This is a genomic window from Kribbella sp. NPDC004138, assembly GCF_053603655.1.
Map to the genome: position 1 here is coordinate 104,134 of NZ_JBSGFZ010000011.1, position 13,623 is coordinate 117,756.

15 protein-coding genes are annotated in these 13,623 nt (G+C 69.7%); 12 read left to right on the forward strand and 3 right to left on the reverse strand.

Annotated features, from left to right (window positions below):
• Window positions 1-6 precede the first annotated feature (6 nt).
• The 9 genes from ACWEOO_RS17570 to ACWEOO_RS17610 all read left to right on the forward strand — a co-directional run bounded on the left by ACWEOO_RS17570 (window position 7) and on the right by ACWEOO_RS17610 (window position 8,439).
• Window positions 7-1,026, forward strand: coding sequence for a 2Fe-2S iron-sulfur cluster-binding protein (locus ACWEOO_RS17570; protein WP_452143850.1), 1,020 nt, complete (start codon window positions 7-9; stop codon window positions 1,024-1,026).
• A gap of 1 nt (window position 1,027) precedes the next feature.
• On the forward strand, window positions 1,028-2,125 hold the full coding sequence (locus ACWEOO_RS17575; RefSeq protein ID WP_452143851.1) for an aromatic/alkene monooxygenase hydroxylase subunit beta: 1,098 nt from the start codon (window positions 1,028-1,030) through the stop codon (window positions 2,123-2,125).
• A 2-nt stretch (window positions 2,126-2,127) separates the two neighbouring features.
• A complete protein-coding gene (mimD, locus tag ACWEOO_RS17580; RefSeq protein ID WP_363708670.1) occupies window positions 2,128-2,463 on the forward strand; it encodes a propane 2-monooxygenase effector subunit MimD in 336 nt (111 codons plus the stop codon).
• 10 nt (window positions 2,464-2,473) lie between these two features.
• A complete protein-coding gene (locus ACWEOO_RS17585; RefSeq protein ID WP_452143852.1) occupies window positions 2,474-3,505 on the forward strand; it encodes an amidohydrolase family protein in 1,032 nt (343 codons plus the stop codon).
• Window positions 3,506-3,579: 74 nt separating this feature from the next.
• Complete coding sequence (locus ACWEOO_RS17590) at window positions 3,580-4,239, forward strand: iron-sulfur cluster assembly protein (RefSeq protein ID WP_452143853.1); 660 nt, start codon at window positions 3,580-3,582, stop codon at window positions 4,237-4,239.
• On the forward strand, window positions 4,236-5,261 hold the full coding sequence (locus ACWEOO_RS17595) for an NAD(P)-dependent alcohol dehydrogenase (protein ID WP_452143854.1): 1,026 nt from the start codon (window positions 4,236-4,238) through the stop codon (window positions 5,259-5,261). The genes ACWEOO_RS17590 and ACWEOO_RS17595 overlap by 4 nt, the downstream gene beginning before the upstream one ends.
• A 20-nt stretch (window positions 5,262-5,281) precedes the next feature.
• A complete protein-coding gene (gene groL / locus ACWEOO_RS17600; RefSeq protein WP_452143855.1) occupies window positions 5,282-6,931 on the forward strand; it encodes a chaperonin GroEL in 1,650 nt (549 codons plus the stop codon).
• 14 nt (window positions 6,932-6,945) lie between these two features.
• On the forward strand, window positions 6,946-7,293 hold the full coding sequence (locus tag ACWEOO_RS17605) for an ArsR/SmtB family transcription factor (RefSeq protein WP_355692010.1): 348 nt from the start codon (window positions 6,946-6,948) through the stop codon (window positions 7,291-7,293).
• Between the two features lie 27 nt (window positions 7,294-7,320).
• Window positions 7,321-8,439: an MFS transporter gene (locus tag ACWEOO_RS17610; protein WP_452143856.1), complete on the forward strand. Its 1,119-nt coding sequence runs from the start codon at window positions 7,321-7,323 to the stop codon at window positions 8,437-8,439.
• Here ACWEOO_RS17610 and ACWEOO_RS17615 read toward each other — a convergent pair.
• On the reverse strand, window positions 8,405-8,983 hold the full coding sequence (locus ACWEOO_RS17615; protein ID WP_452143857.1) for a TetR/AcrR family transcriptional regulator: 579 nt from the start codon (window positions 8,981-8,983) through the stop codon (window positions 8,405-8,407). The genes ACWEOO_RS17610 and ACWEOO_RS17615 overlap by 35 nt on opposite strands.
• 79 nt (window positions 8,984-9,062) lie before the next feature.
• Between ACWEOO_RS17615 and ACWEOO_RS17620 the strand changes: the two genes are divergently transcribed.
• Window positions 9,063-9,227, forward strand: coding sequence for a hypothetical protein (locus ACWEOO_RS17620; protein WP_452143858.1), 165 nt, complete (start codon window positions 9,063-9,065; stop codon window positions 9,225-9,227).
• Complete coding sequence (locus ACWEOO_RS17625; protein ID WP_452143859.1) at window positions 9,227-10,153, forward strand: serine hydrolase domain-containing protein; 927 nt, start codon at window positions 9,227-9,229, stop codon at window positions 10,151-10,153. Before ACWEOO_RS17620 ends, ACWEOO_RS17625 begins: the two co-directional genes overlap by 1 nt.
• Here the strand turns inward: ACWEOO_RS17625 and ACWEOO_RS17630 are convergent.
• Complete coding sequence (locus ACWEOO_RS17630) at window positions 10,122-11,564, reverse strand: alkaline phosphatase PhoX (RefSeq protein WP_452143860.1); 1,443 nt, start codon at window positions 11,562-11,564, stop codon at window positions 10,122-10,124. The genes ACWEOO_RS17625 and ACWEOO_RS17630 overlap by 32 nt on opposite strands.
• A gap of 298 nt (window positions 11,565-11,862) precedes the next feature.
• Here ACWEOO_RS17630 and ACWEOO_RS17635 point away from each other — a divergent pair, with 298 nt between their 5' ends.
• Window positions 11,863-12,117, forward strand: a complete 255-nt coding sequence (locus ACWEOO_RS17635; protein ID WP_363708649.1) for a hypothetical protein — start codon at window positions 11,863-11,865, stop codon at window positions 12,115-12,117.
• 188 nt (window positions 12,118-12,305) lie between these two features.
• On the opposite strand, the gene ACWEOO_RS17640 is transcribed toward ACWEOO_RS17635, so the two are convergent.
• Window positions 12,306-13,580 (reverse strand): S8 family peptidase, encoded by a 1,275-nt coding sequence (locus ACWEOO_RS17640; protein ID WP_452143861.1) that lies wholly within the window; start codon window positions 13,578-13,580, stop codon window positions 12,306-12,308.
• Window positions 13,581-13,623: the final 43 nt, after the last annotated feature.

Consider the following 13,623-nt stretch of genomic DNA (forward strand, 5'->3'; position numbering starts at 1 on the left):
GTCCGGGTGGCCGACAAACATCGTATCCAGTTCGAACCGGTCGGCATCGAGATGGAGGTCGACGAGGACGAGAAGATCCTCGACGCCGCGTTCCGGCAGGGCATCCACCTGATGCACGGCTGCCGCGAGGGACAGTGCTCGGCGTGCAAGTCGTACCTGCTCGAGGGCGACATCCAGATGGAGCGCTACTCGACGTTCGCCTGCAACGACGCCGAAGTCGCGGAAGGCTACGTGCTGCTCTGCAAGTCACACGCGTTCAGCGACTGCACGATCGAGCTGCTGAACTTCGACGAGGACGAGTTGCTCGGCGGCATTCCGATCCGCACCGTGACGAGTATGGTCACGGCGATCGAGCCGGTCACCCGGGACATCGTGTCGCTGCGGCTGAAGCCCGCCGAGGAGTTCGACTTCAAGCCCGGGCAGTACGTCGACCTCACCATCCCCGGCACCGACGAGCACCGGTCGTTCTCGATGGCAACGACCCCGGCGGGTGAGATCGAGTTCCTGATCAAGAAGTACCCCGGCGGCCGGTTCTCCGGGCTGCTCGACGACGGCCTCGCGGCCGGCGACGAGCTGTCGATGACCGGGCCGTACGGCTCGTCGACGCTGAAGGACGGCCACGTGCTGCCGGTCGTCTGTATCGCCGGCGGTGCCGGGATGGCGCCGATCCTGTCCATCCTGCGGCACCTCGGCGCGACCGGCAGCACCCGGCCGGTCCGGTTCTACTACGGCGCCCGGACGGCGGCCGACCTCTTCTACCTGGACGCGATCCGCGACCTCGGGGCGACGCTGACCGATTTCGAGTTCGTGCCCTGCCTGTCGGAGTCGCCCGAGGGCGAGTACGAGGTCGGCAACGTCACCGACGTCGTCGAGCGCCGGGAACCGCAGCTGAGCAGGTGCGAGGCGTACCTGTGCGGTCCGCCGCCGATGGTCGACGCCGCGCTCGCCCTGCTCGACAACCACGCCGTCCCGAAGGACCAGGTCTTCTACGACAAGTTCACCAGCCCAGCTACCGATGGAGTCTGAGATGACACAGACCAAGCCCCGCAGTTTCCCCAGGATCGAGTTCACCGACTCCGAGGCCGGCGCGCTGGAGTTCCCCAGCTCGACCAGCCGCAGCTACAACTACTACAAGCCGGCCAAGCTGCGCGCGACGATGTACGAGGACGTCACCGTCGACGTCCAGCCGGACCCCGACCGGCACCTGACGCAGGGCTGGATCTACGGCTTCGGCGACGGCCCCGGCGGCTACCCGAAGGAGTGGACGGCCGCGAAGTCGTCGAACTGGCACGCCTTCCTCGACCCGAACGAGGAGTGGAACCAGACCATCTACCGGAACAACTCCGCGGTCGTCCGGCAGGTCGACCTGTGCCTGCAGAACGCCAAGCGGGCCAGGGCGTACGACAGCTGGAACCCGGCCTGGCTGAAGTTCATCGAGCGCAACCTCGGCGCCTGGATGCACGCCGAGAACGGGCTCGCGCTGCACGTCTTCACCAGCATCCAGCGGTCCGGTCCGACGAACATGATCAACACCGCGGTCGCGGTCAACGCGGCGCACAAGATGCGGTTCGCGCAGGACCTCGCGCTGTTCAACCTCGACCTCGCCGAGGCCGACGTACCGTTCGACGGGTCCGCGCACAAGGAGGTCTGGAAGTCGGCGCCGGAGTGGCAGCCGACCCGCGAGGTGGTCGAGCGGCTGACCGCCGTCGGTGACTGGTGCCAGCTGCTGTTCGCCACCAACATCGTGTTCGAGCAGCTGGTCGGCTCGCTGTTCCGGACCGAGCTGGTGATGCAGATCGCCGCCCGCAACGGCGACTACATCACGCCGACCATCGTCGGCACCGGCGAGCACGACTACGACCGCGACCTCGGCTACACCCGCGGCCTGTTCCGGCTGCTGACCCGCGACGCCGAGTACGGCGAGGCCAACAAGGCACTGTTCGGCGACTGGCTCGCGACCTGGGTGCCGCGCTGCCTCGACGCCGCGCACGCGCTGCAGCCGATCTGGTCGCAGCCGGCCGACAAGTCGGTCACGTTCGCGGTCAGCCTGGACGCGGCCAAGCAGAAGTTCCGTTCCCTGCTCGAGGACCTCGGGCTCGACGTTCCGAAGGAGCTGGACCAGTGAGCATGCAGTTCGGATCTGACACCGAGTTCTCCAACAAATGCGGTGTGACCCTGATGAACACGCCGATCGGCCGGGTCGTGGCCCGGGTGATGGGCACCAAGGACGGCGTCGAGCTGACCGAGTACCCGTCGATGATCCGCGTCGACGGCACCGGCGTCCTGGACTTCGACTACGCCGAGCTGACCGACGCGCTCGGGTCGGAGTTCGACGGGTCGGTGTTCGAGGAGATCAGCTCGACGCACTACGGGCGGATGGTCCACCTCGACGAGCGGACGCTGCTGTTCGCGAGCCCGGAGGACGCCGCGGAGTACATCGGCTTCGACCTCACCGCCCACTAGGAGGGCACGCATGTACGACAAGGACGGCGAGAAGTACTTCGTGGTCGACGCGCACATCGCCCTGTGGGACGGGCGGGCGTCGAACCACAAGAACATCCACGGCAAGCAGTTCATCGACTGCTTCTACGACTACCACAAGAACCTCAGCCCGGAAGAGGTCCTGTGGGACTACGACACCTACACGTACTACGGCGGCCAGCGGCTGATGAAGGACCTGTTCGACGACGGCTACGTCGACCACGCGATCTTCCAGCCGGCGATCCTCGGTGAGTTCTATCGCAACGGGTTCGGGCAGACCGAGGAGGCGTTCGGGCTGGCGCAGGAGCATCCGGACAAGCTGACGTACAACCACGCCTACGATCCACGCAACGGGGAAGCCGGCCTGGAGCAACTCCGCCGGGACGCGGAGCGGATGAACCTGAAGGGCGTCAAGCTCTACACCGCCGAATGGCACGGCGACTCGCGCGGCTACAAGCTCGACGACCCGTGGTCGCGGCGGTACCTCGAGGAGTGTCTCGAACTCGGGATCCACAACATCCACATCCACAAGGGCCCCACGATCCGCCCGCTGGACCGGGACGCGTTCGACGTCGCGGACATCGACAAGGTCGCGACCGACTACCTCGACCTGAACTTCGTCGTCGAGCACGTCGGCCTGCCGCGGCTGGAGGACTTCTGCTGGATCGCCACCCAGGAGTCCAACGTGTACGGCGGTCTCGCGGTCGCGATGCCGTTCATCCACACCCGGCCGAAGTACTTCGCCCAAATCATCGGGGAGCTGCTCTACTGGCTCGGCGAGGACAAGATCTTCTTCTCCAGCGACTACGCCCTGTGGACGCCGAAGTGGCTGGTCGAGAAGTTCGTCGACTTCCAGATCCCCGAGGAGCTGACCGAGTACGCGCCGATCACCACGGCGCAGAAGAAGAAGATCCTCGGCCTGAACGCCGCGGCGATGTACGACCTCGACGTACCGGCCGAGTTGCGGCTGCCGACCGAGGCCGGCGACGCTTCCGTCGAGGTGGCTGCGGGCGCGCGGTCATGATCGCGATCGCCACGTCCGCCACGTCCTCCACGTCCTCCACGTCCTCCACGTCCTCCACGTCACTGTCCGACAGGGTGCTGGCGGCCCTGTCGGGGGTGACGGATCCCGAGCTGGACGAGCCGATCACCGAGCTCGGCTTCGTCCGCTCGATCCGGATCGAGAACGCGTGCGTCACCGTGCACCTGCGGCTGCCGACGTCGTTCTGCTCGCCGAACTTCGCCTACCTGATGGCGTCCGACGCACTGGACGCCCTCCGGAAGGTGGAACGGATCGGGCAGGTGGTCGTCCGGCTGGACGACCACCACGACTCGGACAAGATCAACGCCGGACTGGCCGCGGACGCCGGGTACGTCGGGACGTTCGGCGTCGAGGCCGAGGAAAGCCTCGACGAGCTGCGGGAGATCTTCCACCGCAAGGCGCACACCGCGGCGATGGAACGGTGCGCCGAGCACCTTCTGCGGACCACTGACGTGACCGTGGACGATCTCCACCGGGTCACGCTCGCCGACGTCCCCGCAGGGCCGCACAAGGAGGCGTTGCTGCGCCGCCGGGTCGCGGTCGGGCTCGGCGTACGGCCTGCGGATCCGCTGGTGGTGTCCGAGGACGGGCAGTCGCTGGCTCCCGAGGACGTCCCGCTCCGGCTGCGGTTCGCGAAGTCGGTGCGGATCTCGATGGAGGGCAACGCGCACTTCTGTCGTGGACTGTTGGCTACGAGATACGGGAGCACGGCATGAGAGCGGTCCGGGTGGTCGGCTACCACACAGGTCTGCAACTGGACGACGTACCGGAGCCGAAGGTCGAGGGGCCGCTCGACGTGATCGTGCGGATCGGCGGAGCCGGGGTGTGCCGGACCGACCTGCACATCCTCGAAGGACAGTGGGCCGAGAAGTCCGGCGTGATGCTGCCCTACACGATCGGGCACGAGAACGCCGGCTGGGTGCACGCGACCGGCGACGCGGTCACGAACGTGAGGCCCGGCGACAAGGTGATCCTGCATCCGCTGGTCACCTGCGGGCTGTGCCGTGCGTGCCGGTTCGGCGACGACGTGCACTGCGAGAACAGCCGGTTCCCGGGGATCGACACCGACGGCGGGTACGCCGAGTACCTGAAGACGACCGCCCGCAGCGTGGTGCGGATCGACGACAGTCTCGAACCGGCCGACGTCGCGGCGCTCGCGGACGCGGGGCTGACGGCGTACCACGCGGTGCGCAAGGCCGCGCGGGCGCTGCACCCGGGCGACGTGTGCGTGCTGATCGGCGCCGGCGGACTCGGGCACATCGGGATCCAGGTGCTGAAGGCGATCTCGGCGGCGACGCTGGTCGTCGTCGACCGCAACCCCGCCGCGGTCGAGCTCGCGGTCTCGATCGGCGCCGACCACGGGATCGTTGCCGACGGCACCCAGGTGCGGCAGGTCCTGGAGCTCACCGGCGGCCGCGGCGCCGAGGCGGTGGTGGACTTCGTCGGCGAGGGCGGGGCGACCGCGGAAGGCGTGGCGATGCTGCGCCGGGCCGGCAACTACTACGTCGTCGGCTACGGCGAGGACCTCGTCGTACCGACGATCGACGTCATCTCGACCGAGATCAACTTCGTCGGGAACCTGGTCGGCTCCTACACCGACCTGCAGGAGCTGATGGTTCTCGCCGCGCAGGGCAAGGTCACCCTGCACACCAGCAAGTACCCGCTCACCGACTTCCAGCAGGCGATCGACGACCTCGACCGCGGACTGGTCCGCGGCCGGGCGATTCTCATCCCATAAACCCGAAGGGCGGCCCGACCATGGCCAAGGAACTGCGGTTCGACGAAGAAGCACGACGGCTGCTCGAGGCCGGGGTGAACACCCTGGCCGACGCGGTGAAGGTGACGCTGGGACCGAAGGGACGCAACGCCGTCCTGGAGAAGCTGACCGGGCCGCCGACGATCACCAACGACGGGGTGACGATCGCCCGGGAGATCCAGCTGCGCGAACCGTTCGCGAACATGGGCGCCCAGCTGGTGAAGGAAGTCGCGATGAAGACCAACGGCGTGGTCGGCGACGGGACGACGACCGCGACGGTGCTCGCCCAGGCCATGGTCCGCGAGGGCCTGCGGGCCGTCGACGCCGGCGCCAACCCGATGCGGGTCCGCCGCGGCATCGAACAGACCGTACCGGTGGTGGTGGCGACGCTGCGGTCCTGGGCGGCCGAGGTCGGCGGCGGGCAGGACCTGCGGCACATCGCGACCATGGCCGCCGGTGACGACGAGTCGATCGGCGAGGTGATCGCGGCGGCGGTCGAGCGCGTCGGGCGCAACGGCGTCGTCACCACGGAGGAGTCCGACGAGCTCGGGATGTCGGTCGAGGTGGTCGACGGGATCGAGTTCGACCACGGCTACACCTCGGCATACATGGTCACCGACAAGGAGCGGATGGAGGCCGTCCACGAGCGCCCGCTGGTCCTGCTCACCAACCGCAAGATCAGCCAGGTGCAGGACATCATGCCGACGGTCGAGGTGGCCAAGCGCGCGGACCGGCCGCTGGTCGTGCTCGCCGAGGACGTCACCGGGCCGGCGCTGCAGTTCCTGGTCGGCGGGAACATGCACGGCACGATGCAGTCGGTCGTGGTCCGGGCCCCCGGCTTCGGGCACCGGCGGATCGCCGAGCTGGAAGACCTCGCGGTGGCGCTCGGCGGGCACGTGATCGCCCAGGACACCGGGCTCGAGCTCGCCGAGGTGGCGTTGGAGCACCTCGGCACCTGTGACCGGATCACGATCAGCGAGGCCAGTACGACGATCGTCGGCGGGCACGGTGACCCGGCGCTCGTCGAGGCACGGCTGCGGCAGCTCGAGACCCAGTTCGAGCGGGCCCGGATCGACGCCGACCGGGACAGCCTGCAGCTCCGGATGGCGCGGCTGTCCGGGCGGGTGGCCGTGATCCGGGTCGGCGGCGCGACGAGCGTCGAGCTCAAGGAGCGGATGCTGCGGGTCGAGGACTCGCTGGCCGCCACCCGGGCGGCGGTCGAGGAGGGCGTGGTGGCCGGCGGCGGTACGGCGCTCGTCCAGGCGCAGGAGGCGGTGTCGCGCGTCGAGCTCACCGGCGACGACGCGATCGGCCGCGAGGTCGTCCGGCGCGCGCTGCCCGAGCCGCTGCGGTGGATCGCGATCAACGCCGGGTACGACGGCGACGAGGTCGTCGCGAAGGTGGCGAGCCTGCCGCTGGGCCACGGGTTCAACGCGCTGACCGGGCACTACGACGACATGTTCGACGAAGGCGTGATGGACCCGCTGAAGGTGACCCGCGCGGCCCTGGAGAGCGCGGCGTCGATCGCGGCGCTGCTGATCACGACCGAGACCGCGGTGGTCGAGGAGGTCATTGGCAACCCCGGCGCGATCCTGGCCCCGGGCTTCGGCGACCTGGCCGAGGGCATGGTCCGGCCCTCGAACATCTACTGAGATGACCAGGTGAGATGAACGGTTCCGAGCCCGCGGCGGCCGCGGTCAGGTCCGGGCGGATCGCCCCGACCCGCCGGCAGCTGGCCGCCGCGGCTCGGACCTTCGGGCTGCTGTCGCCGCCCGTGCGGCTGCATCTGGTGTGGTTCGCGGCGAACGGCGAGTACGACGTGGGCACGCTGGCGGAGCGTGCCGGCGTGAGCGTCGCGACCGCGAGCCAGCATCTCGGCAAGCTCCGGATCGCCGGCCTGATCACGGTCCGCCGGGCGGGGCGGCGGCACATCTACACCGTCGACGACCCGCACGTCGTCGCGCTGGTCGACCAGATCTTCGACCACATCGCCCCGGACGGCGGGTTCGCATAGATAGTAACGAGCGGTACCATCTAGCCCATGACGGTTCCGGTCCGGCGGTTGTGGGTGGCGGTGCTGTGCGGGTATCTCGCGTTCGGGGCGGCGCTGCAGGTGCTGCCGTCGTACGTGCCGGACAGGTACGGCGGCGGCGCGCTGGCCAGTGGGACCGCGATCGGGATCGCGTTTCTCGCCACGGCGTGCGGACGGCCGTTCGCGGGCCGGCTGGCTGATGCGGGGTGGTCGCGGCCGGTCGTGCTTGCCGGGGGAGTGCTCGCGGCGATTGGTGGCCTGGGGCAACTGTGGGCGCCCGGGCTGGGGGTGCTGCTGGTCGCGCGGCTGGTGATGGGGGTGGGGGAGGCGGCGCTGTTCTCGGCCGCGTTGCCGTGGGTGTTGTCTGGCGTGCGACCGGCGCAGCGCGGCCGGTTGGCGGGTTGGTTCGGGCTGTCGATGTGGGGCGGCCTCGCCACCGGCCCGCTCGTCGGATCTGCTGCGGGTGGTGCGGTCTGGTGGGTGGTCGTGGCGTTGTCGCTCGTGTCCGTGGGGCTCGTGCTGACGACTCGCCGGGACCCAGGGCTGCGCGAGCCGTTGGTGCGGCTCCGGGGTTTGGTGCCGCCCGGAGTTCCGTTGCCGGGGGTGACGATCGGGCTGGCCGCCTACTGCTACGGGACGGTGGCTGCGCTGCTCGTGCTGCGGTTGCGAGCCGATCACCTCGAGGTCGATGGCGTCGCGCTGGCGGTGTTCGCGGCGGCGTTCCTGGTCGTCCGGTTCGCCGGCAGTCCGCTCGTCGACCGGTACGGCGGGCGCGTCGTGGCCGTCTCGACGATCTCGGTGGAAGTCGTGGCGCTGGCCGGGATCGCGTCGGCGAGCGGACCTGTCGGCGCGCTGGTGTTCATCGCGGCGGCCGGAGTCGGATTGGCGTTGATCTATCCGGCGTGCGTGTCGATGACGTTGGATCGCGTGCGCGGGCTGCGGCCCGGCGTGTCGATGGGGGTGATGACGTCGTTCTGGGATCTCGGGGTGATGGTCGCGGGTCCGCTCGGCGGGCTCGTCGCCGAGCGGGCCGGGTTCCGCGCGGCCTTCCTGGTGGCCGCCGGTGCGGGACTCGCGTGCGTCGCCGTACTGCTCAGAATGCCGCGTCCAGCAGGGTCTCGACGATGACGCGCGCCTCGGCGCCCAGCCCGGGGTCCTGGTCGACCGCGCTGATCAGCGTCGCACCTTCCAGGACGACGACCAGCTGCCGCGCGGTCACCTCGGGGTTGCGCGCGCCGGTCAGCAGGCGTTCGAACAGCTGCCGGTAGAACCTGAGATGGTCCTGCGCGAGCCGTCGCGGCGCCCCGTCCTGCCCGCGATCCTCCGTCGCCGCGTTCATCATCGCGCACCCGCGGAACCCGGGCTCGGCGTACCAGGTCGCGATCAGCTCGAACACCGCCAGGATCTGCTCACGACCGGCCGGCGCCGCGTCGACCGCCGCGTTGTGCCAGGCGCGGACCCGCTGCGTACGGTCGGTCAGGACGGCCTCGACCAGCCCTTCCTTGGAGCCGAAGTTCTTGTAGATCGTCAGCTTGGACGCGCCGGCCGTCTCGACGATCTCGTTCATCCCGGCCGCGTGGATGCCGCGCCGGCCGAACACCTCCGCGGCCGCCTTCAGGATCCGCGCGCGGGTCGCCTCGGGATCAAGCCGTTCCCCAGCCTTCACCGGCATCGTGCCACCACCTCCACCACCTCCACCGCCACCCTACCGAGCTGGACCAAGATAAGAACGATCGGTACTATCATTCGTCATGTGGGAACAAGTAGCTGAGGCGTTCGCGCGGAACTTCACCGAGCGCGGCGAGGTGGGTGCGGCGTTCGCGGCGTACCACCGGGGCGAACTGGTGGTGGACCTCTGGGCGGGACGGCTGATCCCGGCACGGGCAGGGCCTGGGATCGCGACACGATCCACTTGATGTTCTCCGGGACCAAGGGGCTCACGACCGCGTGCGTTCTCCTGCTGGTGCAGGGCGGACAGCTCCGGCTGGACGATCCGTTCAGCCGCTACTGGCCCGAATTCGGTGCCCAGGGCAAGGAGTCGATCACGATCGCCGACGTGCTGTCCCACCAGGCGCGGCTGCCGTGGGTGGACGCCGGGTACGCCGATCTGCTCGACCACGACGCGATGGCAGCCCATCTGGCCGCTCAGGCCCCGGCGGCGGACGCTCGGGCCGGATTCGTCTATCACCCGGTCACCTGGGGCTGGTTGCTGGACGAGCTGGTGCGCCGGGTGGACGGGCGGACCATCGGCCGGTTCTTCGCGGACGAGTTCGCGCGGCCGCTCGGCCTCGAGGTGTGGATCGGGCTGCCCGAGGACCTGCACCGGCGCGCCGCGACGATGGCGGCGCCGGACGGCGTCCTCGTCGACGGGCCGTGGACCGAGCTGAACCGGCCGAATCCGCTGTGGATCCCGGGCTCGGAGAAAATCTGGAACAGCGCCGAGTACCGCACCGCGGGACTGGCCGCGGTCGGCGGCTACGCGACGGCCCGCGGGATGGCCCGGTTCTACGCGTCGCTGATCGGCGACGTCGACGGCTCCCGCGTCCTGAGTCAGGAGACCGTCGAGCTGGGGCGGCGCGAGCTCCGGCGCGGCCTCGAACCCAATTGGGGCAGCCCCATGAGGTACGGCGCCGGCTTCGAGCTGCAGACCGGCGACGGCCGGATGGGCGTCGCGCCCGACGCGTTCGGTCACGCGGGAGCCGGCGGCTCGCGGCACGGCGCCTGGCCGCACCGCGAGATCGCCTTCTCCTACCTGATGAACGAGGTCCGCGTCGGCCCCGACGACCGCCCGCTCACCCTTCTCGAAGCACTCAGCCGAGGTAGTCGCGCCACGGGCCGGTGATGGCCAGGGTGATGCCGGGGGTCTGGATGTTGACGAAGAGCACCTTGCCGTCGGCGGAGAAGGTCGGGCCGGTGAACTCGGAGTCGTTCAGCATGTTCCGGGCGATGGCGTACGTCGGGCCGCCCGGCGTCGCGCTCAGCACGTGGCTGCTGGCGTTGCCGTCCTCGGCGAGCACCAGCGAGCCCCACGGCGTGACGGTGACGTTGTCCGGGCTGTCGAAGTTGTAGTCGTCGTACTTCGCCTCGGCGCCCTTGTCGGCGGCGGCGTTGTCCGGGAAGTACGTGACCAGCTGGATGGTCTCGGCGTCGTAGTTGTAGAACCAGACCATGCCGTCGTGCGGGACCGCGTCGGCGGGCAGGTCGGCCGTGCCGGACTCGGCGTAGGAGTTCACGACGTACACGCCCTGCTTGGTGCCGTAGACGCCCTCGAACTTCTTGCCGCGGGTGATCTGACCGTCGGTGAACTGCTTGCGCACCGAGGTCGTCGCGCCGTCGCGGTCCGGCACCGGCACCCAGGCGACCCGGAACGGGCGGAGCAGCTGCGCGGAGGTCAGGTACGCGACGTCCGGAATCGGCTTGCCGTCGTCACCGAGGATGGCCAGCGCCTCCAGGGTGCCGAAGTCCTTGTTCTGCAGGTCCTTCCAGCTGCTCGGGCCGAGCTTGTAGCCGCGCGGCGCGGACCAGCGGTAGAAGCTGCCGTTCGGGCCGGAGGCGTCCTCGGACAGATAGATGTGGGTCCGGTCCTCGTCGATCGCGAGCGCCTCGTGGGCGTACCGGCCGAGCGCCTTCAGCGGCACCGGGTGCGCGGTCTTGCCGTCGCCCCAGACCTCGAAGACGTACCCGTGGTCCTTCAGCCGGGTGGTGCCGTTGGCCTTGTTCTCGGTCTCCTCGCACGTCATCCAGGTGCCCCACGGCGTCGGGCCGCCGGCGCAGTTGGTCAGGGTGCCGGAGATGCCGACCCACTCACCGAGGTTCGTGCCGTCCTTGCCCACGGTGATGACGGTGCAGCCACCGGCCGCGCCGACGCCGGCGTCGTACACGGTGCCCTCGATCGGCGGGACGCCGAGCGGACCGTTCGAGCTGATCTCGTGGTTCTGGATCAGCTGGTACTTGTTCCCGGTGCTGAAGACCGCGGTGCCGTCGTGGTGGTCCGGCGTCGGCTGGCCGGTGGTCAGCTTCGTCTGGCCGGCATAGGTGACGATCTTGTACTTGAACCCGGGCGGCAGCGCCAGGATGCCCTTCGGGTCGTCCAGCAGCGGCGGGAACGGCTTGTGCTGGGGGAACGGCGAACGGTCGCCGTGCGAAGCCGGCGCGGCCTCCGCGAGCGTCGGCACGGCCCCGACGGTGGTGAACCCGACCCCGGCGGCACCGGCGGCGGCGCCCCGGAGGACGGAACGACGATCGACTGACATGGGTTTGACTCCTTGGAAAGGCGGTTCCCGAGCAGTCGAGATCCTTCACGCCGTGGACTGACACCTGGCAAACAGAACTTGAACAAACGACCTGCAACGAATCGCGCCGGCCGGACGTCTACTGTGGGAGGTGATGGTGATGCGCAGCGTGACGAGGGTGGCGGGCAGGACGACGGGCATGGTCGCCGTGGCCGTGCTTCTGGTTGCATGTGGCAATGAAGCCCCAACAGGAGGACAACCGTCGATGACGCCGAGCAGCAGTAGCAGCAGTTCTGGACCCGCGAGCCCGGGTGGCGGGGTGGCCGACCAGGCGAAGGCCGACCTCGTGAAGCGGCTCGGTGTCGACGCCGCCGCCGTCACCGTGGTCAGCTCCGAGGACGTGACCTGGCCGGACGGCAGCCTCGGCTGCCCGGAGCCGGGGATGCACTACACCCAGGCCTTGGTGCCCGGGAACCGGACCGTGCTGGAGGCCGGCGGGAAGCAGTACCACTACCACTCGGGGGGCCACCGGGCGCCGTTCCTTTGTGAGCAGCCGCAGCCGCCGGCTCGTTGAAAACTTTCCTGGTTGAGCGGTGTATCAACCCGCACCGAGGGTGACTCCGCAGAAGTGGGGGCAAGCCCTCGGGCCGTCGCAGGGGGGAGGACGGGACGAGGGTGCAGAGGGGGATGCTGACGCGGTGCGGTGGTTCGGTTGGTCAGGCCGGAGGTCCGCACCGCGTCGGCGTGTGAACGGGCTGCCGGTCAGGGCGTGCCGAGGGACGCGAGCGCGTCCCCGGCGTGCAGAACGGGCCCGACGCCCGGCTCGGGCTGGGTCAGCGCGAACGCCAGCAGCGCGTCGGACGCCTGCTTCGCGCTCTCACCGGTGATCGACATCCGGCCGGCGATCAGGCCGGCCACCAGCGGCGTCGCGAACGACGTCCCGCTCCAGCGGGCCATACCCTGGAACGAGCGCAGCTGGCCGGTGTTCGGCGGTTCGGTGCACTCGTAATCGCCGGTCAGGAACGCGTTCACCAGGTGCTCGCCCGGTGCGTAGACGTCGACCCAGCCGCCGAAGTTGCTGAACGACGCCCGGTCCCGCCCGTTCTCGGCGAGCGCGCCGACGCCGACGACCTCCGGGAACGCGGCCGGCCAGAAGTAGTCCCTGGACGACTCGTTGCCCGCCGCGGCGACCAGCGTGAGGCCGTTGACGCGGTCCAGCCGGGTCCGGACGAACACGTCCAGGCCGAGCGCCGGCAGGTCGAACCGGGTCCGGGTCCCGGCCGACAGGCTGATGATGTCCGGCGCCAGGTCGAGCACCTCGTCCAGCGCCTGCGCGAGATCGAACTCCCACATCGCGCCCGCGCTGGTGAAGTAGCTCTTCACCACGACCTCGACGTTCCGCGCGATCGCCCGCAGGACGCCGGCGATGAAGGTCCCGTGCCCGGCGTACGGCCGGATCCGCCCGGAGCCGTCGAACGCGTTCTCCGGATCGCCGGTCACCCCGGCCAGCCAGTACGCCGCCGGCGCGTCGGACCAGCCGACGTCGAGGACGACGACCTTGACCCCGCGACCGTCCGCGGCGCCCGCGGCCAGGAACGGGGTCGGCAGCACCGGGTCCGGCGGGATCCCGGGCGGCACCTCCTCCGGCTCGGTCGCCGGGCACGGGCTGACGCTCGGCGTCACATAGAACAGATGCTCCGGTGTCACCACGCCGCGGCCGAGCCGCAGGTCGGCGTACTTCAGGAACCGCTGCGTCGGCGACCGGTCCTCGGGCGCGTCCGGCGGCACCTCCTCCGGGAGCAGCAGCCGCGTGACACCGCCGATCCCGCCCTCGTCGGGCCGGCCGCCCCGGAACAGTTCGACCACCCGCTGAACGTCCTCGTCGCGGACCAGGACCACCCCGGTCCGGTACAGGTAGTCGGCCCCCTCCGGCCGTTTCTCCCAGTCCTCGGGATGGACCGCGACCTCCTTGCCGAATGCCTCCAGAATCAGCTCGATCTGAGAGATGTATTTTCTCTCACTCGTTTGCTCCGCCATTTCGTTCCTTCCCCCAGATGCATGAATGGTCGATATGATTACA

Excerpts from the sequence above, each read along its gene's own strand:
- ACWEOO_RS17615 (WP_452143857.1), bottom strand. The coding sequence starts at position 8,983 with ATGCCGGTGAAGGCTGGGGAACGGCTTGATCCCGAGGCGACCCGCGCG.
- ACWEOO_RS17640 (WP_452143861.1), bottom strand. The coding sequence starts at position 13,580 with ATGGCGGAGCAAACGAGTGAGAGAAAATACATCTCTCAGATCGAGCTG.
- ACWEOO_RS17610 (WP_452143856.1), top strand. The coding sequence starts at position 7,321 with ATGACGGTTCCGGTCCGGCGGTTGTGGGTGGCGGTGCTGTGCGGGTAT.
- mimD (WP_363708670.1), top strand. The coding sequence starts at position 2,128 with ATGCAGTTCGGATCTGACACCGAGTTCTCCAACAAATGCGGTGTGACC.
- ACWEOO_RS17620 (WP_452143858.1), top strand. The coding sequence starts at position 9,063 with ATGTGGGAACAAGTAGCTGAGGCGTTCGCGCGGAACTTCACCGAGCGC.
- ACWEOO_RS17575 (WP_452143851.1), top strand. The coding sequence starts at position 1,028 with ATGACACAGACCAAGCCCCGCAGTTTCCCCAGGATCGAGTTCACCGAC.
- ACWEOO_RS17625 (WP_452143859.1), top strand. The coding sequence starts at position 9,227 with ATGTTCTCCGGGACCAAGGGGCTCACGACCGCGTGCGTTCTCCTGCTG.
- ACWEOO_RS17585 (WP_452143852.1), top strand. The coding sequence starts at position 2,474 with ATGTACGACAAGGACGGCGAGAAGTACTTCGTGGTCGACGCGCACATC.
- ACWEOO_RS17605 (WP_355692010.1), top strand. The coding sequence starts at position 6,946 with ATGAACGGTTCCGAGCCCGCGGCGGCCGCGGTCAGGTCCGGGCGGATC.
- ACWEOO_RS17630 (WP_452143860.1), bottom strand. The coding sequence starts at position 11,564 with ATGTCAGTCGATCGTCGTTCCGTCCTCCGGGGCGCCGCCGCCGGTGCC.
- groL (WP_452143855.1), top strand. The coding sequence starts at position 5,282 with ATGGCCAAGGAACTGCGGTTCGACGAAGAAGCACGACGGCTGCTCGAG.
- ACWEOO_RS17595 (WP_452143854.1), top strand. The coding sequence starts at position 4,236 with ATGAGAGCGGTCCGGGTGGTCGGCTACCACACAGGTCTGCAACTGGAC.